The following is a 20,517-nucleotide window of genomic DNA, read 5'->3' as shown; positions in this document are numbered from 1 at the left end:
GGCGCCCGACTGGTTATAATCGTCGCCTCCCTCCACAACAGCAGCTTTGCTCACGATCATGAAGTGCGATGTCGCCATCATCGGCAGCGGCCTGGCCGGTCTCTCCGTAGCTCTCCATCTTGCCGAAAAGTATCAGGTCGTGGTCGTCTCCAAGGGCGAACTGCTGGATGGGGCCAGCAACTGGGCCCAGGGCGGCATCGCCGCCGTGCTGGATTCGGGCGACAGCCACGCCCAGCACATCGATGACACCCTGGTCGCCGGTGCCGGCCTGTGCGACGAAGCATCGACCCGCTACATCGTCGAGCACGGGCGCCAGGCCATCGAATGGCTCATCGCCCAGGGAGTGCCCTTCACCCGCGACGACAGCGCCGAGCTGGGCTATCACCTCACCCGCGAAGGCGGCCACAGCCAGCGCCGCATCATCCACGCCGCCGATGCCACCGGCCATGCGGTGCAGGTCACGCTGGAGCAGCGCGTGCGCGCCCATCCCAATATCACCCTGCTGGAGCATCACTGCGCCATCGACCTGATCCACGCCCGCAAGCAGGATCCCAAGGCCGAGCCGCGCTGCCAGGGCGTGCACGTGCAAGACACCAGCAGCGGTCGTGTGCTGGCCATTGCCGCCGCGCGCACGGTGCTGGCCACCGGCGGCGCCGGCAAGGTCTACCTGTACACCTCCAACCCCGATTCGGCCACTGGCGACGGTATCGCCATGGCCTGGCGCGCCGGTTGCCGCGTGGCCAACATGGAATTCATCCAGTTCCACCCGACCTGCCTGTACCACCCCTATGCCAAGTCCTTCCTGATCAGCGAAGCCCTGCGCGGCGAAGGCGCCCTGCTCAAGCTGCCCGCTTCGGCCGGTAGCGCCGCCGGCCAGCGCTTCATGCCCGAGCATGACGACCGGGCCGAGCTGGCGCCGCGCGACATCGTGGCGCGCGCCATCGACTTCGAGATGAAGAAGCGCGGCCTGGATCATGTGGACCTGGATATCAGCCACCAGAGCCCGGCCTTCATCGCCGAGCACTTCCCGACCATCCAGGCGCGCTGCCTGGAGTTCGGCATCGACATCACGCAGCAGCCCATCCCGGTGGTGCCGGCGGCGCACTACACCTGTGGCGGCGTGGTCACCGACATGGCCGGGCGAACCGACCTGCCGGGCCTGTATGCGGTGGGCGAGACCGCCTATACCGGCCTGCATGGCGCCAACCGCCTGGCCAGCAATTCGCTCCTGGAATGCCTGGTGCTGGGCCGCTCGGCAGCCGAAGATATCGAACGCGACCTGGCCGCCGGCACCTGGCGCCTGGCCGAGGTACCGCAGTGGGACGAGAGCCGCGTCACCGACGCCGACGAGGAAGTGGTGATCGCCCACAACTGGGATGAATTGCGCCGCTTCATGTGGAACTACGTCAGCATCGTGCGTACCGACAAGCGTCTGGAACGCGCCCAGCACCGCATCCGCCTGCTCAAGGAAGAGATCGACGAGTACTACGCCAACTTCCGCATCTCGCGCGACCTGCTGGAGTTGCGCAACCTGGTCGATGTGGCCCAGCTGATCGTGGCCAGCGCCCTGACCCGCAAGGAAAGCCGCGGCCTGCATTTCAGCCAGGACTATCCACGCACGCTGCCGCGCGCCACACCGACCATCCTTCCCGGCCGCCAGTGACGCCGTGGGTGCGTCCGTGCGTGCGCTGATGCGCCCTCTCCGGCTGATCCGGCCGACCGTGCTGTCCGTGCTGTCCATGCTGTCCGTATTGCTCATGCTGGCAGCACTGGCCACGCCGGCCCATGCCGGCGAGCCAGCCCCCATCCAGGCCGCACCCGCCCAGCGCCCACGCATCTGCCTGGTGCTCTCCGGCGGTGGTGCGCGTGGCTATGCCCACCTGGGCGTGCTGCAATACCTGGAGCAATTGCACATCCCCATCGATTGCATCGCCGGCACCAGCATGGGTGCGCTCATCGGCGGACTCTATGCCAGCGGACTGAGCGCGGATGAGCTGGAGCACCGCCTGGCCGCCACCAACCTCTCCGACATTGCCTTCGACCGCAACGAACGCCCGCGACTGCCGCAGTCGCAACGCGAAGACGAATTCCAGTATCCGATCTCGCTGGCGGCCGGCCTGGACGAGGGCAAGCTCAAGCTGGCCTCCGGCCTGGTCCAGGGCAACAAGCTGCTCACGCTGCTGCAGAACTGGACCGCACAGCTGCCGGCCAATATCGACTTTGCGCGTCTGCCCATTCCCTTCCGTGCCGTCGCGACCGACTTGAGCCTGGGCAGCGAAGTGGTACTGGACCACGGTTCCCTGCCGCGCGCCATGCGCGCCAGCATGGCCGTGCCGGGGCTGTTCGCGCCGTTCGTCATCGGCACGCGCACCCTGGTCGACGGTGGCCTGGTCAGCAACCTGCCGGTACAGACCGCACGCGACATGGGGGCCGACGTGGTGATCGCAGTCAACATCGCCACGCCCCTGCAGGATGCCGCGCAACTGCAATCGCCCACGGCCGTCGCCCAGCAGATGGTGGGGATCCTGATCCAGCAGAACGTGAAGGCGCAAAAAGCCTTGCTGGGGCGTGGCGACGTGCTGATCGAACCGCACATGGAGGGCATGTCCTTCACCGACTTCGCGCGCGGCAAGGATGGCATCAACGCCGGCTGGGAAGCCGCCCAGGCGCAGCAGGCAAGGCTGCTGCAGCTGTCGCTGTCGCCGGCGCAATGGCAGGCCTATCTGGAGACCCGCCAGCATGGCGGCCCGGCGCTGGCCGGCGGCACCCGCATCGACGCCATCGAGATCCATAGTGGCAGCCATATCCCGGCCAGCTATGTCCGCAGCCGGCTGGCCGTCAGGGAGGGCGACCTCTACGACGGCCAGCAGATCAACCAGCAACTCGCCCAGCTGGCCACCCACGGTGACTTCAATGCCGTCACGCAGGAACTGGTGCGACGTGACGATGGCAGCAACGTCCTGGTGATCGAGGCCGAGGAAAAGTCCTGGGGACCGCAATACCTGCTGTTCGGCCTGGGGCTGTCGAACAGCTTCAATGGCCATGGCGGCTTCAACCTGCAGATCGGCCACCGCTACCCCTGGATCAATGACAGTGGCCTGGAATGGCGCAATGACCTGCTGCTGGGCGCCAAGGGAGCCAGCCTGGAGAGCGAGCTGCGCCAGCCCATCTGGGGCGACAGTGGCAGCTATCTCGCGCCCTATGTGCAGATCAGGCGGCGCTACGTCGATGTCTATCTCGATGGCAGCGACGTGAAGGCCACGCCGGTCAACGAGTACCGCATCGATTCGGCCATCGCCGGTCTGGACCTGGGCGTGCCGCTCTCGCGCCTGGGTGAATTGCGCATGGGGGTGAGCTACCAGCATGTGGATTACTCCCCCTCCTACAACTTGCCACCTGACAGCGGCGCCCAGTTCCAGTCCTACCAGAGCAGCCAGCCGGTGGCGCGCCTGCGCCTGACCATCGACCAGCTCGATGATGCGCTCTTCCCACGCCGGGGCTATTACCTCTCGGCCGAGGCCAATCGCGGCTTTGGCGGCGAGCAGCGACGCTTCTCCGACATGCAGGCCAAGACCCTGTGGGCCTTCAGCCGCGACAACAACACCATCAACGTGGCTCTCGAAGGCGCCAGCAGCCTGTCGGCCAACAGTGCCGGCCTGGGCTTCACGCTGGGCGGATTCCAGCACCTCTCGGCCTATGCACCCGACCAGTTCTTCGGCAACTACCTGCTGTACGGACGCCTGAGCTGGCTGCGCGACCTCGCCGACGATGCCCTGCCCGGCCTGCGCAAGCCGGTACTGGGCACCAGTCTTGAAGCCGGCAATGTGTGGCAGAACCGGGATGCCTTCGGCGACGGCCCCTACAAGAAGAGCCTGAGTCTGTTCCTGGGCGGAACCAGCCCGGTGGGCCCGCTTTACTTCGGCGTGGCCCTGGGCCAGCAAGGAGTGTGGAACCTGTACCTGCAACTGGGCCGCGTCTTCTGATGCGCTGAGGGCTCAGTCGGCCGGCTCCATCTGCCAGACACCGGCCACGCGAGGTCGCCCGTCACGCCCCCTGGGCAGGGGCCGGCTGCGATCCAGTACCGTGCTGCCATCCTGCAGGCGCACCAGCATCTGGGTCGCATGGGGTGCGTCATCTTCCTGCATCCAGCGTTGGCGCAGGCGCGCCTGGTCCAGCGGCGAAACCAGGGCCAGCACCTGTTCCAGCTCCTGCAGGCAGTGCGCCGGCGCACCCAGCACGGCCAGCACATCGCCGTGCCAGGCAAAGCGGCAGGACTCCACATCGAAGATATAGGCCACCTGGCGGCTGGCCGCCAGCGACAGTGCGACCTGGCTCTTCCAGGCGCCGACCTCTTCGTGGATGCGCTCACGACGCGTCTTGAAGGCCCCGATCAGCAGGGCCAGCAAGGCCGCCATTCCCAGGTAGACCTGCAGCTCCAGCAAGGCATTGCTGGCGTGCAGCTGCACCAGCTGGGCGAAAGGTCCCCGTCCCAGCATGTCATAGGCCATGGCGATCACGCTCAGCAGCAACACCGACCAGGCGCCACTGCGGGCACCCCAGGCCACCGTCACCAGCGCCAGGAACAGCAGCGGAACATAAGTCGTGCCGAAATTGACATCCAGTACCTTGCGATCCAGATCGCCATTGAAGGCGACGTAGACCGAGGCCAGCATGCCCAGCAGGCTGCCCAGCCCGACCGCGAACTCGGTACGGGCGATTCCCTCGGGATGGGCGCGGGCCGCCCGGGTACAGAACACCAGCGGCGGCGTCATGACCAGGATGCCGACCAGCTCCGACAAGGCCGACATCCGCAATGCCGGCACCAATGGCACGCGCTGGGTGGCCTGCAGCCAGAGGGCCGCCAGCAGGCCGCTGGTCAGGCTGGCGGCCACCGCCACCGACAGCAGGTCGCGCACGAAGGCAGGGCCGGACATGGCGCGAGAGCGGCCGCGCAACATGCCCACGGCGATGGCGGCAATCAGGGTTTCATTGAAGGCCAGCAGCAATACCCGCCACAGCTCGCGATGGGCGATGGCGCCTAGCACCACCTGCGCAGCAATGAGCAGCACCAGCAAGGCAAACCAGCGCGCCGTGGGCAGCAGCCACAGCGCGGCCACGGTGATGCCGGCGGGCAGCCAGACATGTCCGCTGCCATAGAGGGCGCCATCCAGTTGACGGGACAGCAGCCCCAGCATGAAGTAGGCAAGGGCCCACGCCAGTGGCGCTGACAATTCATTGGATTGCACGGTGCGATCTCTCGTGGGGCGCCAGGATGGCGGTGCAAACGATTCTAACAGCCGAGACAAGAAAGGCCCGCCGTGATGCACGGCGGGCCTTTCTTGTCAGTACCACGGCAATGGCGTTGCCGGTCTATCCGATGACGCGCAACGAGAAGTCGGTCGCCTGGATGTCCTTGGTCAGGCTGCCGATGGAGATACGGTCCACACCGGTTTCGGCAATCGCACGCACGGTCTGCATGTTGATGCCGCCCGAGGCTTCCAGCACGGCGCGACCGGCATTGAGCTGCACCGCCTCGCGCATCATCTCAAGCGAGAAGTTGTCCAGCAGGATCGACTGCGCACCGGCTTGCAGCGCCTCGTTGAGTTCGGCGATATCTTCCACCTCGACCTGGATGCTCACGCCGGCATTGAGCTTCAGGGCCGCGGCGACAGCGGCGGTGATGCCACCGGCGGCGGCGATGTGGTTTTCCTTGATGAGGATGCCGTCATACAGCGCCAGGCGCTGGTTGACGCCACCGCCCACACGCACCGCGTACTTCTGCGCCAGGCGCAGGCCGGGCAAGGTCTTGCGGGTATCGAGAATGGCCGCGCGGGTGCCCGTCACCACTTCCACGTAACGCCGGGTGGCGGTGGCCACGCCGGAGAGCAATTGCAGGAAGTTCAGGGCGCCGCGTTCGGCGGTCAGCAAGGCACGTGCCGGGCCTTCGATGGTGCAGACTTCGCTGTCGGCGGCCATCAGGTCGCCTTCGGCATAGCGCCAGCCGACCTGCAGGCGCGGGTCGAGCCGGGTCATGACGGCCTCGAACCAGGGCGCGCCACACAACACGGCGGCTTCGCGCACGATCACGCGGGCCTTGACGAACTCGTTCTCCGGCACCAGCAGGCCGGTGTAGTCGCAGTCCCCGACGTCTTCGGCGATGGCCAGGTTGACGTTGGCATCGAAGGCCGCATGCAGGGCCACGTCGAAGGGAGCGAAAGGATTGCGCAGGCTGCTGCCGGCAATGCTGGACTGGGGTTTGATGGCGTGGAGACTCATGCTGGGCCGATCCCTGCAAACAGTTGCTGTTCATCTTCCAGGCGCGCCGAGGGGCGCACATTGGCCTTGCGCTGGGCGGCGAAATCCAGCATGCGGTCGATACAGACCACGGCCTTCTTGCCCACGGCGGGATCGACGTGGATCTCGTTGGCGCCGGTCTCCAGCACATGCAGCAGGTTCTGCAAGCCGTTCATGGCCATCCACGGGCAATGCGCGCAGCTCTTGCAGGTGGCGCTGTTGCCGGCCGTGGGGGCGTCGATGAAGCGTTTGCCCGGTGCGGCGGCGCGCATCTTGTGCAGGATACCGTTGTCGGTGGCGACGATGAAGGCCGGCGCATCCGAGTTCTGCACGGCAGCGATCAGTTGCGAGGTCGAACCGATCACATCGGCCTGGGCCACCACCGCCTCGGGGGACTCCGGATGCACCAGCACCAGCGCATCGGGGTTTTCGGCGCGCATCAGTTCCAGTTCCACGCCCTTGAACTCGTCATGGACCAGGCAGGAACCCTGCCACAGCAACATGTCGGCGCCGGTCTGCTTCTGGATGTAGCCGCCCAGGTGCTTGTCGGGCGCCCACAGGATCTTCTTGCCCTGGGCGTGCAGGTGCTGCACGATCTCCAGGCCGATGCCCGAGGTCACCATCCAGTCGGCGCGCGCCTTCACGGCGGCGCTGGTGTTGGCGTAGACCACCACGGTGCGGTCGGGATGCTGGTCGCAGAAGGCCGCGAATTCATCGGCCGCACAACCCAGGTCCAGCGAACAGGTCGCCTCCAGGTCGGGCATCAGGATGCGTTTTTCGGGGCTCAGGATCTTGGCGGTCTCGCCCATGAAACGCACGCCGGCGACCACCAGGGTCTGGGCGGCGTGATCACGACCGAAACGGGCCATTTCCAGCGAATCGGAGACGCAGCCGCCGGTTTCCTCGGCGAGGTCCTGCAGGTCTCCATCGACGTAGTAGTGCGCCACCAGCACCGCCTGCTTTTGCTTGAGCAGGTCACGGATGCGCGCCTTCAGGCTGGCGCGCTCCTCGGGGCTGGGCGTGGCCGGTACACGGGCCCACGCATTGGCGGTACAACTACCGCCGGTCTCCATTTGCGGTCGCTCGAACTCGACGACCTTGGTTGCGGTTGCTTGCATGGCGGTCAACAATGCGTTGCGATGAGGGTTATTCGATGCCCTGGCTGGCCAGGTAGTCTTCGTAGCTGCCGCGGAAGTCGATCACCTGGCCATCCTTGACTTCGAGGATGCGGTTGGCCAGCGAGGAGACGAATTCACGGTCATGCGACACGAAGATCAGGGTGCCGGCGTATTTTTCCAGCGCGATGTTGAGCGACTCGATGGACTCCATGTCCATGTGGTTGGTCGGTTCATCCATCAGCAGCACGTTGTGACGGCCCAGCATCAGCTTGCCGTACATCATGCGGCCCTTTTCGCCACCGGAGAGCACCTTCACGGACTTCTTGACGTCGTCGCCGGAGAACAGCAGACGGCCCAGGATGCCACGCACGGCCTGGTCGTCATCGCCTTCCTGGGTCCACTTGCCCATCCAGTCGGTCAGGGTCTCGCCACCGGCAAATTCCTCGGTCGGATCCTGCGGCATGTAGCCCACGTTGGCATTCTCGGCCCATTTCACCTGGCCCGCATCGGGATGCAGGCCGGTGACGTCACCGCCGATGCTGCGCAGCAGCGTGGTCTTACCGGCACCGTTGGCACCGATGATGGCGATCTTCTCGCCGGCTTCGACCATGATGCTGAAGTTCTTGAAGATGTCGCGGTCGTAGGTCTTGGTGATGCCCTGGGTTTCCACGGCCAGGCGGTGCAGCTTCTTCTCGCCTTCGAAGCGGACGAAGGGGTTCACGCGGGACGACGGCTTGATGTCCTCGACCTTGATCTTGTCGATCTGCTTGGCGCGCGAGGTGGCCTGGCGGGCCTTGGACTTGTTGGCCGAGAAGCGGCGCACGAAGTCCTGCAGTTCGGCGACCTTTTCCTTGGCCTTGGCGTTCACAGCCAGTTGCTGGGCACGTGCCTGGGACGAGGCCAGCATGTACTCGTCGTAGTTGCCCGGGTAGATCTTCAGGGTGCCATAGTCCATGTCGGCCATGTGGGTGCAGACCTGGTTCAAGAAGTGGCGATCGTGGGAAATGATGATCATGGTGGAATTGCGCTCGTTGAGCACGTCTTCCAGCCAGCGGATGGTGTTGATGTCCAGGTTGTTGGTCGGTTCGTCCAGCAGCAGGATGTCCGGGTTGGAGAACAGGGCCTGGGCCAGCAGCACGCGCAGCTTCCAGCCGGGCGCGACATTGCTCATGGGACCACTGTGCTGTTCGATGGGCACGCCTACGCCCAGCAGCAGCTCGCCGGCACGGGCTTCGGCGGTATAGCCGTCGAATTCGGCGAAGCGGGCTTCCAGGTCGGCAGCCTTCATGTAGTCGTCGTCGGTGGCTTCCGGGTTGGCATAGATGGCGTCGCGCTCGGACATGGCATCCCACATCTCGACGTGACCCATCATGACCACATCCAGCACGCGCATTTCTTCATAGGCGAACTGGTCCTGCCGCAATTTACCCAGGCGTTCGTTGACGTCCAGGCTGACGTTGCCGGCCGACGCTTCGAGGTCGCCGCCCAGGATCTTCATGAAGGTGGACTTGCCGCAGCCATTGGCGCCGATCAGGCCATAGCGATTGCCATCGCCGAACTTGACCGAAATGTTCTCGAACAACGGCTTGGCGCCGAACTGCATGGTGATGTTTGCGGTGGATAGCACTGCGAAAACCTTTTCTAAAATGAAACCTGCGTGCACCATCAGGGCCAACCGAGGCCAAACCGCGGCACGCGAAACGGCGGATTTTACCACTGCGAGCCCGCTGCGGCTTGACTAGCCGCCGCCACGGACCCGCAAAACTTGTCAGACGGCCATGTCCATGGCCTTCCCCGAGCTTGCCTGGATTACAATCTCCGGGATTTTTACCACCCTGGTGCGGCTCCAAGCCGTTTTGCCACCATGAGAAATGCAAGCATGAAGCGAGCCATCACTCCTGCCATCACTGTCCTGCTGAGCGCCCTGCTGGCGCCGGCCCTGGGCCTGGCCCAAAGCGAACCGCCGAGCGAGCCGCAGACCGCCAATACCGGCTACAACGTCTGGACCAGCGAATACAGTGTCTCCAGGCAACAGATCGAAACCGCCATTGCGCCGCAGTTTCCGCGCAAGCTGCGCTACATGGACATCTTCGACGTCACCCTGAGCAATCCGCGCCTGGGCATGGATCCGGGCCAGAACCGCATGAACACGGTGGTGGACGCCCAGATCTTCAATCCCCTGCTGCTGCCGCGCCCCTTCAATGCGGTACTGACCCTGAGCAGCGGCTTCCGCTACGATGCCGGCTCGCGCTCGCTGCGCCTGGACGGCCCCAGGGTGGACAAGGTCGACAGCCGCGACATACCGCCGCAATACGCCCAGCAGCTGACCGCGCTGGGCAATACCGCCGCCGACCAGTTGCTGCGCAACTATCCGCTCTATACCTTCAAACCCGAGCAGTTGCAGATGAACGGCAAGCGTTTCGAACCCGGCAAGATCACGGTCGAGCAGAACGCCGTCAAGGTCGAGATCAAGCAGCAGTGAAGCAAGCTGCCCGGGCTCAGCCCCGGCGCAGCGTCGGATAGTCCGACAGTGTCAGCGTGAAGCCCTCGGCGCCATGGGCATCCAGTTCGGCATGCGCGCCCAGCGGCAAGGTGACCAGGTCGCGCACATGGCCGAACGGCAAGCCAGTGACGATGGGGGTGGCGATGCGTGCGCGCAGGAAGGCCAGCATCTCGCCGAAGTCATAGCCATTGTCGATCTCGGCCAGGCGGTAGCCGGAGAAATCCCCCAGCACGATGGCCTTCTGGCGCGCCAGCACGCCAGCCTGCTCCAATTGCAGGATCATGCGCTCGACGCGGAAGGGATGCTCGTTGACATCCTCCAGGAACAGGATGCCACCCTCGATGCGCGGCATGCGCGGATGGCCCGCCATATGCGCCATCATCGCCAGGTTGCCGCCCCACAGCTTGCCCGCGCAGCGCACCACCGGACTGTGCGGATCGGTACGGCGGTCGCCATTGGGGGCGCGCTCGGCACCGGCAGCGCCGGTGTAGTTGTGCACCACCACCTGCGATGAAGTCAGGGTGTGCCAGAAGGTGGCCAACGCCTGCCAGTCCGGCTGCTCGGCGCCAAAATCGCCGGCCAGCATCGGCCCCTGGAAGCCGGCATAGCCCGACTCGTCCAGCAACAGGCACTGCAAGGCGGTGAAATCACTATAGCCCACCAGCAACTTGCCGCAGTTCGCCAGCGCGGCGATATCCAGCGCCGGCAGGATGCGACTCATGCCATAGGAGCCGCGCAAGCCCAGGATCACATCGATGTCGGGATCGGCGGCGGCTTCCATCAGTTGCGCTGCGCGCTGCGCATCGGTGGCGCCAAAACGCTGGTAACGGTGCTGGTGATCGTAGAAGTTGCGCACGCGGCAGCCCAGTGACTCCAGCAAGGCCACGCCACGCTGCACGCGCTCGGGCTCAAGCCCTGCATGGCCGCAGGGCGCCACGATGGCCACGCCAGTGCCGGCCGGCACCAGTCCTTCCAGAAGTTCACGCCCTGCTGCTGTCATGCTGTTCCACCTTGGGGTTGGCTGTCACCTTGTGCGGCGGCGTCCTGCAAGCGTTGCTGCTTCACTTGTCGCCCTTGCTTTACTTGCTCGCGCCGCATGGCGAAGAATTCTTTCAACAATTGACCGCACTCCTCGGCCATCACGCCGCCCAGCAGTTCGGTGTGATGATTGAGTTGCTCCTGCTCGAACAAGTTCACGACAGAACCGCCAGCCCCGGTCTTGGGATCAGCAGCGCCGTACACCACCCGCGCCAGGCGGGCGTGCATCATGGCGCCGGAGCACATCACGCAGGGTTCCAGCGTCACGTACAACTCGCAGCCCGGCAGGCGGTAATTGCCCAGCTTTTCGGCGGCGCGGCGCAGCGCCATGATCTCGGCATGCGCGGTCGGATCGTGCTTGCCGATGGGCTGGTTGAAGCCGGTGGCAATCACCACGCCATCCTTGACCACCACCGCGCCCACCGGCACCTCGCCCAGCGCCCAGGCGTTATTGGCCTGATCCAGCGCGGCACGCATGTGCAGCAGGTCGGCTTCGCTGGCGGGTGACGGGGACGCCGCAGGCCTGTCCATGGCGTCCACCATCAATCGGCGCTGATCTCGGCCCAGCAATTGGGCGTTTCGTGCAGGACCAGCTTCTGCAGGTGCAGGCCGGTGCCGTAGCGGTCCTTGTAGGCGGCCTTGAGGATATGGAAGGCCTCGCGCGCCAGGTTCTCGACCGTCGGGATGCTGCCGATGACCACCGTCTTGTGACCCGGCAGGCTGGCCAGGAAGTCGCGCACCGGCGTGTCCTTTTCATAGACCAGGAAGGCATGGTCCCAGACATCGACCAGATGCTCCTTGGCCAGCGACTTGATATCGGAGAAATCCATGATCATGCCGTTGTCGGAATTGCCTTCGATATCGATGACCGCACCGGTCAGGGTGATTTCCAGCGTATAGCGGTGGCCGTGCAGGTTGCGGCACTGGCTCTTGTGGTCCGGAATACGGTGGCCGGCGTCGAATTCGAGTTTGCGGGTGATGGTCAGCATGACAGGTTTCTTCAGGAGATGGCCCGCGCCACCTTGTGGCGTGGCGGGCAATGACAGGCAATTGTAATCATGCGGCATGCTGCCGCATGAAGAAAAATCAGGGGTTTCAGGGGATATTGAGCAGCTTGTGGGTCTGGATGCTCAGCTTCCACTTCGGGTTGTTCTTGACCATCTCGATGGCCAGGCGGGTGTTGGCCGCAGCCTGCGGCCCATCCATGGGTTGCAGCAGGAAGTGCTGGAAATCCAGCTTCTCGTAGTCCGCCAGCGGCTGGCCCGGCTGCGGCACCACCACCTTGAGTTCGCTGCCACGCGCCACCTTCAGCTCGGAACCCATCTTCGGGCTCACGCAGATCCAGTCCACCCCGTCCGGTACGGGAATGGTGCCATTGGTCTCGATGGCGATCTCGAAACCCTGCGCATGCATGGCGTCGATCAGCGCGGCATCCAGTTGCAGCAGCGGCTCGCCGCCGGTAAAGACCACGTACTTGCTGGGTGCGTAGGTGGATGGCCAAAGACTGGCCACCTTGGCCGCCAGTTCATCGGCCGACTTGAACTTGCCGCCATTCTCGCCATCGGTGCCGACGAAGTCGGTATCGCAGAACTGGCAGATGGCGCGGCTGCGATCTTCCTCGCGTCCGGTCCAGAGGTTGCAGCCGGTAAAGCGGCAGAACACCGCGGGACGACCGGCATGGGCGCCCTCGCCCTGCAAGGTATAAAAGATTTCTTTGATGCTGTAGGTCACGTGTCTGGGGCGGGCTGGCCGCAAAAATACTGTCAATGCTGGCGCGATGGCAGGATCATGGCCACGGCGGGCGCAGGATCATGGGGTCGATTGGGTCGAAGCTCATCGACCTTTTCCGTCCAAAAAAGCTAAATAGCTGATATTTAGAGGTTTTTTGCCATACTTCGGTGCCGCAATTATAACGGGAGGCAGCCCTCACGTGATCGCCACGCCACAAAAACCCAACGCTTTCTTCTTCCACTTGAATTTTAAGACGACTGGTCATATCATTCTTCCATGAGCAAACCCAACACCCGCGACCAGATCTTCGATGCTGCCATGAAGCTGCTGTCCGAACGCGCCTTCAATGCCTGCAGCGTCCAGGACATCACCACCGAGGCCGGTGTCCCCAAGGGCTCGTTCTACAACCATTTCGAGAGCAAGGAAGCGCTGGCCGCCGAAATCGTCAGCCACTACGGCGAACTGGGCAAATGGCGCGACATGCTGCTGGACGATACCGTGCCGGCGCTGGAGCGGCTCAAGCGTTATTTCACCATCGTCAATGGCCGCATGGCCGAACGGGGTTACCAGCATGGCTGCATGGTCGGCAACATGAGCGCCGAACTGGCCGAGCAAAGCCCGGTCATCCGTGGCCAGCTGGGCGAAGTCTACAAGAACTGGACTGCCAAGCTGGAATATGCGATTGCCGCCGGCCAGCGCGAAGGAACCATTCCCGACAAGACCAGCGCACAGGTGCTGGCCTCCTTCCTGCTCAATGCCTGGGAGGGGACCATCCTGCGGGTACGCGTGGAACGCAGCAGCGTACCTTTCGAGCAATTCGTGGATCTGGCCTTCAACAAGATCCTGACCTGAACGCAAGTCGCCTCTGCAGCCAGCAGAGGCGATACCTGCGTTTCGTGTCACCCGCAGACCGGTGCCAGCCATGCGCCGGCTGCTGCATGTTGCCGCCCTCCAGGTGCGGCATTTTTTTCACACCATTTAAGACGACCGGTCATATTAAATCCACCGCCATCACAAGGACTCCACCATGGACAGCACCCCTATCAGCGCTCCCCCAGCCACTCCCAGCAATGCGCCCCTCTACTGGATGGCCCTGGGCACCTTTGCCATCGGCACCGAAGGCTTCATGATTGCCGGCATGCTGCCCACCGTGGCCCATGACCTGGGCGTCAGCGCCGCCGTGGCCGGCCAACTGGTCGTGGCCTTCACGGCGGCCTACGCCATCAGCTCACCCATCCTGACCGCCCTGACCGGCGCCATCAACCGTCGTCGCCTGCTGATCGGCACCATGAGCCTGTTCGCCCTGGCCAACCTGCTGGCCTGGCAGGCACCGGGCTATACCGCGCTGCTGCTGGCGCGCATCCTGCTGGCCATGGCGGCCGGCCTCTACGTCCCCAATGCGATGGCCCTGGCCGGCGCGCTGGTGGCGCCCGAACGGCGCGGTGGCGCGCTGGCCATCGTCAGTGGCGGACTCACGGTGGCGGTGGCGCTGGGCGCCCCGCTGGGCGTGCTCATTGCCGACCGGCTGGACTGGCGCATGACCTTCGCCGGTGTGGCGTTGCTGGCAGCGCTGGCTACCCTGGGCCTGATGCGCGGCCTGCCACCGGGCATCGGCGCCCACCTGCCAGTGGCCAGCCTGCGCGAACGCCTGCATGCCGCCCGCAACGGCCGGGTGCTGCAGGGCTTGCTGACCACCCTGCTCTGGGCCACCGGCGCCTATACCATGTACACCTACTTCGCCATCTATCTCAATGAGGTCGCCGGCATCCATGGCGCGCATGTGGGCTATGGCCTGCTGTTGTGGGGCGTCTCGGCCGCAGTGGGTGTCATGACCGGTGGCCGCCTGTCCGACCGGCTCGGTTTTGCCCGCGTCTCGGCGCCGGCCTTGTGGTTCATGATGGCGTCTTTCGTGGCGCTGTCGGCGGTGGCCTACACGCTGGCACCGGCCCATGCGGTCGCACCGGTCTACCTGGCCATGATCGTCTGGGGTGTGTCGGCCTGGGCCTTCCACCCGGCGCAGCAGGCAAGACTAATGAACATTGCCGGCCTCAAGCTGGCCTCCATCGTGCTCTCGCTCAATGCCTCGTTCATGTACCTGGGCTTCTCCCTGGGCGCCGCCGTGGGTGCACTGACGGTCGCCACCGGCTCGGTGCGTGAAGTCGGCTTCGTCGCGGCAGCTTTCGTGGCGGGCGCCCTGTGGCTGCTGCGCGGCGCCCTGCGCAAGGAAGTGCCGCAGGCTGTGACGGCCTAAACACGGACAACGGACCACCGACCACCGACCACGAACTACGGACGCATTGCGACCGAACGAGATGGCCCGCAGCTGTTACACTGCGGGCCATTTTCCGACTTCCAGCGATTGCGCCCTTGCCATGACCGCCATCACCGAATTCCGCCACGCCTCCTCCGCTCCCGAATACGACCACCCGCGCGAAGACCGTCGCCTGGACGGCAATCCCCTGCGCACCACCTGGAATCATTTCACCAGCGCCAGCGGCGAGGTCAATGCCGGTGTATGGGCCTGCGAAAAAGGCAGCTGGCGCATCGCCTTCGCGCCCAACAAGGACGAGTATTTCTATGTACTGGAAGGCCGCTGCCGCATCATCGATGAACAAGGCCACGCGGCCGAGGCCGGCCCGGGCGACGCCATGGTCATCCCGGCCGGTTTCAAGGGCGTCTTCGAGGTGGTGGAGCCGGTGCGCAAGCACTATGTCATCGTCGAGCGCGGCGTCAGCTGAGTTCAGTCCGGCCTGATCAGGCCGGCTTCGCGCAACAGGCCGCCGATGCGGGTCTTGTCCAACCACCCCAGCACCAGCTTGCTGGCAAAGGCCGGCAAGGGTAAATCGATCTTCCGGCCATCGCGCAACGGTGCAATGGCCGCCAGCAGCGTGCGCAGGTCATAGGTCGAGTTGAACACTTCCGGAACGCCACGCTCCACGTCCATCAGGGTGTAGACCGCCTCCATCGGGGTACGCACGGAATACTCGGTAGTAAAGATGCAATCCTGCTGCTGCGATTCGGCAAACTGGCCGATGAAGGCAAAATTGACTGCGCCCTCCGGCACCACGTCCGGCCGGTCACCCGCCTGGCGCGGCATGAAGAAGGCAGTGATATAGGGCATCATCACCGGCACCGTCCTGGCGCCCGTGGCCGCCAGCTCGGCGATCTCCTCGATCGGCACGCCGAGGTGGTAGAGCCACTCCTGGGTAATTTCTTCGCCAGTGCATTCCTGCATCGGCTTGTTCACGAAGTCGCCCGGTCGGTCCACGAACAGGGCATAGAACCAGGCCACCACCTGGTGCTTTGGCTGCTGCTTGAAATGGGGCTGACGGCTCACCGTCCAGCTCAGCAGCCAGCTCGAATCCTTGGCAGTGACGATACCGGCCGTGACCACCTTGCCGCTGAACGGGTCGCGCTTGGCGATGGCCTGGATGTATTCCGGGATCCGCTCGTCCAGCGTGGTGATGGTGGCAGAGGCCCACTTGCTCTGGGCGATGTTGCCGGCAAAGACGTCCGGTTGGCCGAATGCGACATCCTTGGCCGCAATGCGCCGCCACAGATCCCATGCCGGTGCCGGGCCGTCGTTGAGACGGGCCGGCGTGTGATGATCGCCTTCGTCGGAATTCTCGGTGAGGGAGCCAATGGTGATGAAGAGCAGGTCGTCCGGGCCGAGCGCCACGCCGCCGGGCCTGCTCTCAGCCGTTTCATCGCTCTTTTCAAGCCAGTGGAGATGGGTGGCCAGCTTGCGCCCCGGATGCAGCTCGAAATCCACATCGATGACCTCGATGCCATAGCGAAAATGCACGCCCCGCTCCTTGAGCCACTTGACCAGCGGCAGCACCATCGACTCGTACTGGTTGTAGCGATTGAACTTGAGCGACGAGAAATCCGCCAGATGGGCCACATGGTGGATGAAGCGATGCAGATAACGCTTCATCTCCAGCGCCGAATGCCACTCCTCGAAGGCGAACATGGTGCGCCAGTACAGCCAGAAATTGCTCTTCAGGAATTCCTCCCCGAAGACCTCGTCGATGCGCTTGTTCTCCATCTCCTGCGGCTCCGCCAGGAACACCGCCACCAGATCCTTCTGGGCCCGTTCGCTCAGGGTCAGCAAGACCTTGTCGGGCACATCCTGGCCACGGTCCTGCGTCACTCGTTGCAGCGAGATGTTGGGATCGTCCTTGTTGAGCCGATAGAATTCGTCGAGCACGCTGGCATCCTTGAGCTCCAGCGAGGGAATGGAGCGATACAGGTCCCACAGGCATTCGAAGTGCTCTTCCATCTCCCGTCCACCACGGATGACGAAGCCCTTGTCGGGGACTTTCAGGCCATCCAGCGCGCCACCCGGAAGCGCCAGCTCCTCCAGGATGGTGATGCGCTCCCCGGCCACGCCGGCGTCACGGATCAGGAAAGCCGCACCCGCCAGCGATGCCAGGCCCGAGCCGACGAACCAGGCATGCTTGCGATCAGCGCCTTCCGGCGTGCGGGGACGTACGAAGGCTTCATAATTTCCGCGACTGTAGTGCATGGGGCGAACTCCTTTGACGAGATGGCCAATCTGTTTGACGAATGCGCAGGCCCGTGACTAACATCTGCTCGGCAAGCAGCAAGCTTCACTACCAGGCATCCATATCTGTCTGAAAAGATTAGCGCCGAAGCCCTGCCCGAAACATGATCTCCGACAACAAATGACCAATGTCCCACCCATGCCGGAGCAGATCCTGGCCGTCGCGCTGCACAGCTACAATGTCGGCCGCCTGGCCGAGGCTGAACAGGCGTGCCAGCACCTGCTGATGCTGCAGCCCCAGCATCCCGCCGCCCATCAGTTGCTGGCCGTGCTGGCCCTGCAACGCCAACAGCTGGCGCAGGCGCGCCAGCACATCCTGCACAGCCTGGCCCCGCGTCCTGACCATGTGCCTTCGCTCCTCATCGCCGGCAAGATCTCCACGGCCGAGGGCGACAACACCACGGCCCTGGCCTACTTCGACAGCGCGGCCCGGCATCAGCCCGGCATGAGCCAGGCGCATTTCCATCGCGGGAACAGCCTCTCGGCGCTGGGACGCCATCAGGAAGCCATCCAGGCCCTGAAGCAAGCCGCCGCGCTGGCGCCGGAGGCCATGGAAGCCGTGCTCAATCTCGGGACCGCCCTGCGCGAGCAGGGAGAGTTGCCGGCGGCCAGGGCTGCCTTCGAAAACGCCGTGGCACTGCGCCCCGACGTGGCCGAGGCCTGGTTCAATCTGGGACTGGCGCGCCAGGATCTGCACGACGCCCACGGCGCCGCAGAGGCCTTTGCGCAGGCCTTGCACCTGCGCCCCGACTACGCGGACGCCGCCCTCAATCTCGGGGTGGCGCTGCAGGAAGCACGCCGCCTGGACGACGCCCTGCACGCCTATCGCACGGCGCTACGCCTGCAACCGCAATGGTATGGCCGCATCGCCCATGCGCTCAGCGCCGCCAGCACCGGCCAGATCTGGCTGGATACCCGGCAACTGGAACAGGCGCTGCGCGGCTGAGCAGCCAGCCGGTCGCCTTACTTGCGCTGCCGGTAGTTCTTGCGATAGACGTTGGGTCTGGCCAGCACCTGCGCCACCGTGTCGCTATAGCGGCTAGCCGCCTCACCGTCGAGGGTATCGAAGTGCAGTTCCGGACGCTCGCGCGGCACCACGAAGCATTGCGCCACCGGCGTCCCCTTGGGCAGCACACCACTGAAACCGGCATCGGTCCAGACGGCCGGGAAGTTGATGCCAGCATCATTGAACTGATCCGCATCGACCATCCCAGACAGCAGACGGAACGGCAGATCGTGGCGATTGACGGGATGGGTGGCAAAGAGTGACCAACCGGGTTCGAGCTCGATGGTCCAGAAACTGTTGAACTTCAACACCAACGCATCACCGGCCAGGAAAGGCGTACCCGTCACCTGGGCCGGCGGATGAAAACTCAGCGGTGCGCGCGGATGCCCCTCCACGCTGGGCGCCGGGGCTTCCCAGTCCCAGCGGAACACGCCCTGCTGCACCTGCACATCACAGGGCAGCAGGATCATGAAGCCATGTGCCATCGCATCGATGAACGGCGGGCATTGCTTGACGGTGCGGATATCACGGTCATGCAGTTCGGAGAAGGCCTTGGCAGGCATGCTGCGGATCCAGTCGGGAATGACTTCGCGGGCCAGTCGGGGGCGTGGCAGCAGGTCGGCCAGGGCGGGATCGCAGCGAAAACGGATGTGTTGGGCGGACATGGTTTGTTCTTGTGCTACGCCACCGGGCGTGCGCGTTGATCGACATGATTTCGCCTAGGGTATCAACCGGAAGCCCTGTTCTGCAACGACAAGTACGCCGCCCCTCCACGACAGGAAGAGAAGGATGGGCAAGGAATGAAGCCCCCGGATCTTTGATGGATAACAAAAATCCGAGCGCCCGTCCCGCCCGACCGCTACCATAAGGCCTCCTCGAATCAAAACATCCAGGCATTGATGGACAACCCGCCCCTGGCAAGCGCATCGTCGAACACTGAACCCTGGCCCCTGGACGCACAGGCGCATCTGCAACTGGCGCAAGCCATGCGCACGCAAGGTAACGAATTCGCGGCGCTGGCCCACATGATTGCGGCACAGTCGCTCGCCGCATGGCACGGCAAGCATCCTGCATATTCTGCGCAACCCGTATGCGACGTCGCTACCGGATACTTCATGCTGGACCAGCATCCGCTGGCACTGCGCTGGTACCAGTTGGTCCTTGCGATGGAGCCCGCGCCCCAGGTTGCCGCGAGTGCCTATCTGAACCTGGCCGCCATCCATACGCGCGCCGATCACCCCCTTCTGGCGCGGCAATGCAGGGAGCAGGCCTACCGGCTGCAACGTGTTTTCATCGAACAGACCGGCACGCCGGTACGCCGCCTGCTGCTGCTGTGCGAAGGCGCCGGTAGCAGCAACGTGCCGCTCGACACCTTGCTGGGCACGGGCCTCAATACGCGCATCAAGTACGTCCTGGATTTTGCGGACGACTCGGAAGACCTGGCCCTGCCCGACTACGATCTCGTCTTCAATGCCATCGGAGACCCCGACGTCAGCCCGGCCCTGCACCAGCGTCTCAGGGGATTTGAAGCAAGGTGCCAGCGACCGCTATTGAATCGGCCGGAGGAGGTCGAACGGACGCAACGCCAGCACCTGCCACCGCGCCTGAATGGCATCCCGGGCGTGGTGATGCCCCCCTGCATTCGTCTCGTCGCAGCACCTGCGACCAAGGAAGCCCTTCGACAGCGCTTACAGCAATCGGGCATCGCTTTCCCGGTGCTGTTTCGACCATGGGCCAGCCATGGCGGCAAGGACATGGTGCGCTGCGACGACCTGGACAGCCTGTGGAACGCCGCCTGCCAGGCGGGTGGCAGCTATATCACGGCATTTCACGATTTCCGTTCGGCGGATGGCTATTTCCGCAAGTACCGGATGATTTTCATCGACGGCGAGCCCTACCCCTACCACTTGGCGATTTCCTCGCACTGGATGGTGCATTATTTTTCAGCCGACATGGTCGGGCAACCCGAGAAGCAGGCCGAAGAAATGCGCTTCCTGCAAGACCCGGCCACCAGCCTCGGCGAGCCGGCCATGTGGGCTCTTGCGGCCATCGGGCGGGAGCTTGGGCTGCACTACGCCGGTATCGATTTCAGCGTGCTGGCCGACGGACGCGTACTCGTCTTCGAGGCCAATGCCACGATGCTGATCCACCTGGAACGAGAAGACGGGCCGCTGCGTGACAAGAACCGCTTCGTCACCCGGATTGTGGCTGCGTTCGAGCGGTTGCTGGGGCGATATGGCGTGCCGGGATAACCTTGGCG

At 64.4% G+C, this 20,517-nt stretch carries 19 protein-coding genes; 8 read left to right on the top strand and 11 right to left on the bottom strand.

Going from position 1 to position 20,517, the window contains the following annotated elements; genetic code table 11:
- Positions 1-58: 58 nt before the first annotated feature.
- Together nadB and ACIPHN_RS00240 are read left to right on the top strand one after the other, a co-directional pair.
- Entirely contained in the window at positions 59-1,663 is a 1,605-nt protein-coding gene (gene nadB / locus ACIPHN_RS00245; RefSeq protein WP_400431048.1) for an L-aspartate oxidase, read from the top strand.
- A 76-nt stretch (positions 1,664-1,739) separates the two neighbouring features.
- Positions 1,740-3,983, top strand: a complete 2,244-nt coding sequence (locus ACIPHN_RS00240) for a patatin-like phospholipase family protein (protein ID WP_400433106.1) — start codon at positions 1,740-1,742, stop codon at positions 3,981-3,983.
- A 12-nt stretch (positions 3,984-3,995) separates the two neighbouring features.
- Here ACIPHN_RS00240 and ACIPHN_RS00235 read toward each other — a convergent pair whose 3' ends face one another.
- The 4 genes from ACIPHN_RS00235 to ACIPHN_RS00220 all read right to left on the bottom strand — a co-directional run bounded on the left by ACIPHN_RS00235 (position 3,996) and on the right by ACIPHN_RS00220 (position 9,039).
- Entirely contained in the window at positions 3,996-5,246 is a 1,251-nt protein-coding gene (locus tag ACIPHN_RS00235) for an MASE1 domain-containing protein (RefSeq protein WP_400431045.1), read from the bottom strand.
- Positions 5,247-5,370: 124 nt separating this feature from the next.
- Positions 5,371-6,276: a carboxylating nicotinate-nucleotide diphosphorylase gene (gene nadC / locus ACIPHN_RS00230; RefSeq protein WP_400431042.1), complete on the bottom strand. Its 906-nt coding sequence runs from the start codon at positions 6,274-6,276 to the stop codon at positions 5,371-5,373.
- A complete protein-coding gene (gene nadA / locus ACIPHN_RS00225; protein WP_400431039.1) occupies positions 6,273-7,412 on the bottom strand; it encodes a quinolinate synthase NadA in 1,140 nt (379 codons plus the stop codon). Before nadA ends, nadC begins: the two co-directional genes overlap by 4 nt.
- A gap of 28 nt (positions 7,413-7,440) precedes the next feature.
- Positions 7,441-9,039 (bottom strand): ABC-F family ATPase, encoded by a 1,599-nt coding sequence (locus tag ACIPHN_RS00220; RefSeq protein WP_400431037.1) that lies wholly within the window; start codon positions 9,037-9,039, stop codon positions 7,441-7,443.
- Between the two features lie 252 nt (positions 9,040-9,291).
- Here ACIPHN_RS00220 and ACIPHN_RS00215 point away from each other — a divergent pair, with 252 nt between their 5' ends.
- Complete coding sequence (locus ACIPHN_RS00215; protein ID WP_400431035.1) at positions 9,292-9,894, top strand: DUF1439 domain-containing protein; 603 nt, start codon at positions 9,292-9,294, stop codon at positions 9,892-9,894.
- Positions 9,895-9,910: 16 nt separating this feature from the next.
- Here ACIPHN_RS00215 and ldcA read toward each other — a convergent pair whose 3' ends face one another.
- The 5 genes from ldcA to ACIPHN_RS00190 form a co-directional block, all read right to left on the bottom strand.
- Positions 9,911-10,915 (bottom strand): muramoyltetrapeptide carboxypeptidase, encoded by a 1,005-nt coding sequence (gene ldcA, locus ACIPHN_RS00210; protein WP_400431032.1) that lies wholly within the window; start codon positions 10,913-10,915, stop codon positions 9,911-9,913.
- On the bottom strand, positions 10,912-11,484 hold the full coding sequence (gene tadA / locus ACIPHN_RS00205; protein WP_400431029.1) for a tRNA adenosine(34) deaminase TadA: 573 nt from the start codon (positions 11,482-11,484) through the stop codon (positions 10,912-10,914). Before tadA ends, ldcA begins: the two co-directional genes overlap by 4 nt.
- Before the next feature lie 11 nt (positions 11,485-11,495).
- Positions 11,496-11,942 (bottom strand): 6-carboxytetrahydropterin synthase QueD, encoded by a 447-nt coding sequence (gene queD / locus ACIPHN_RS00200; protein ID WP_198980665.1) that lies wholly within the window; start codon positions 11,940-11,942, stop codon positions 11,496-11,498.
- A gap of 106 nt (positions 11,943-12,048) precedes the next feature.
- The gene (gene queE / locus ACIPHN_RS00195; RefSeq protein WP_400431026.1) at positions 12,049-12,684 is read right to left on the bottom strand and encodes a 7-carboxy-7-deazaguanine synthase; all 636 of its coding nucleotides are present in this window, start codon (positions 12,682-12,684) and stop codon (positions 12,049-12,051) included.
- Positions 12,685-12,739: 55 nt separating this feature from the next.
- A complete protein-coding gene (locus ACIPHN_RS00190) occupies positions 12,740-12,949 on the bottom strand; it encodes a hypothetical protein (RefSeq protein WP_400431023.1) in 210 nt (69 codons plus the stop codon).
- A gap of 11 nt (positions 12,950-12,960) precedes the next feature.
- On the opposite strand from ACIPHN_RS00190, the gene ACIPHN_RS00185 reads away from it, so the two are divergent.
- The 3 genes from ACIPHN_RS00185 (at position 12,961) to ACIPHN_RS00175 (ending at position 15,422) form a co-directional block, all read left to right on the top strand.
- Positions 12,961-13,536, top strand: coding sequence for a TetR family transcriptional regulator C-terminal domain-containing protein (locus ACIPHN_RS00185; RefSeq protein WP_400431020.1), 576 nt, complete (start codon positions 12,961-12,963; stop codon positions 13,534-13,536).
- Positions 13,537-13,711: 175 nt separating this feature from the next.
- Positions 13,712-14,935 (top strand): MFS transporter, encoded by a 1,224-nt coding sequence (locus tag ACIPHN_RS00180; protein ID WP_400431017.1) that lies wholly within the window; start codon positions 13,712-13,714, stop codon positions 14,933-14,935.
- Positions 14,936-15,056: 121 nt separating this feature from the next.
- Complete coding sequence (locus ACIPHN_RS00175) at positions 15,057-15,422, top strand: cupin domain-containing protein (protein WP_400431014.1); 366 nt, start codon at positions 15,057-15,059, stop codon at positions 15,420-15,422.
- A 2-nt stretch (positions 15,423-15,424) separates the two neighbouring features.
- Here the strand turns inward: ACIPHN_RS00175 and ACIPHN_RS00170 are convergent, their stop codons facing one another.
- Positions 15,425-17,212: an oleate hydratase gene (locus ACIPHN_RS00170; RefSeq protein WP_400431011.1), complete on the bottom strand. Its 1,788-nt coding sequence runs from the start codon at positions 17,210-17,212 to the stop codon at positions 15,425-15,427.
- A 160-nt stretch (positions 17,213-17,372) separates the two neighbouring features.
- Between ACIPHN_RS00170 and ACIPHN_RS00165 the strand changes: the two genes are divergently transcribed.
- Positions 17,373-18,197: a tetratricopeptide repeat protein gene (locus tag ACIPHN_RS00165; protein ID WP_400431008.1), complete on the top strand. Its 825-nt coding sequence runs from the start codon at positions 17,373-17,375 to the stop codon at positions 18,195-18,197.
- A gap of 17 nt (positions 18,198-18,214) precedes the next feature.
- Here the strand turns inward: ACIPHN_RS00165 and ACIPHN_RS00160 are convergent, their stop codons facing one another.
- Positions 18,215-18,922 carry a hypothetical protein gene (locus tag ACIPHN_RS00160; protein WP_400431005.1) on the bottom strand — a complete coding sequence of 236 codons (708 nt, stop codon included), beginning with the start codon at positions 18,920-18,922 and terminating at the stop codon, positions 18,215-18,217.
- Between the two features lie 234 nt (positions 18,923-19,156).
- Between ACIPHN_RS00160 and ACIPHN_RS00155 the strand changes: the two genes are divergently transcribed.
- Positions 19,157-20,509: a hypothetical protein gene (locus tag ACIPHN_RS00155; RefSeq protein WP_400431002.1), complete on the top strand. Its 1,353-nt coding sequence runs from the start codon at positions 19,157-19,159 to the stop codon at positions 20,507-20,509.
- Positions 20,510-20,517 lie beyond the last annotated feature (8 nt).

The sequence above is a fragment of the Herbaspirillum sp. NPDC087042 genome (assembly GCF_044745245.1).
Lineage (GTDB): Bacteria > Pseudomonadota > Gammaproteobacteria > Burkholderiales > Burkholderiaceae_D > Herbaspirillum.
Note: the sequence above shows the minus strand (reverse complement) of the source record. Positions and strands in the feature narration are given on the sequence as shown.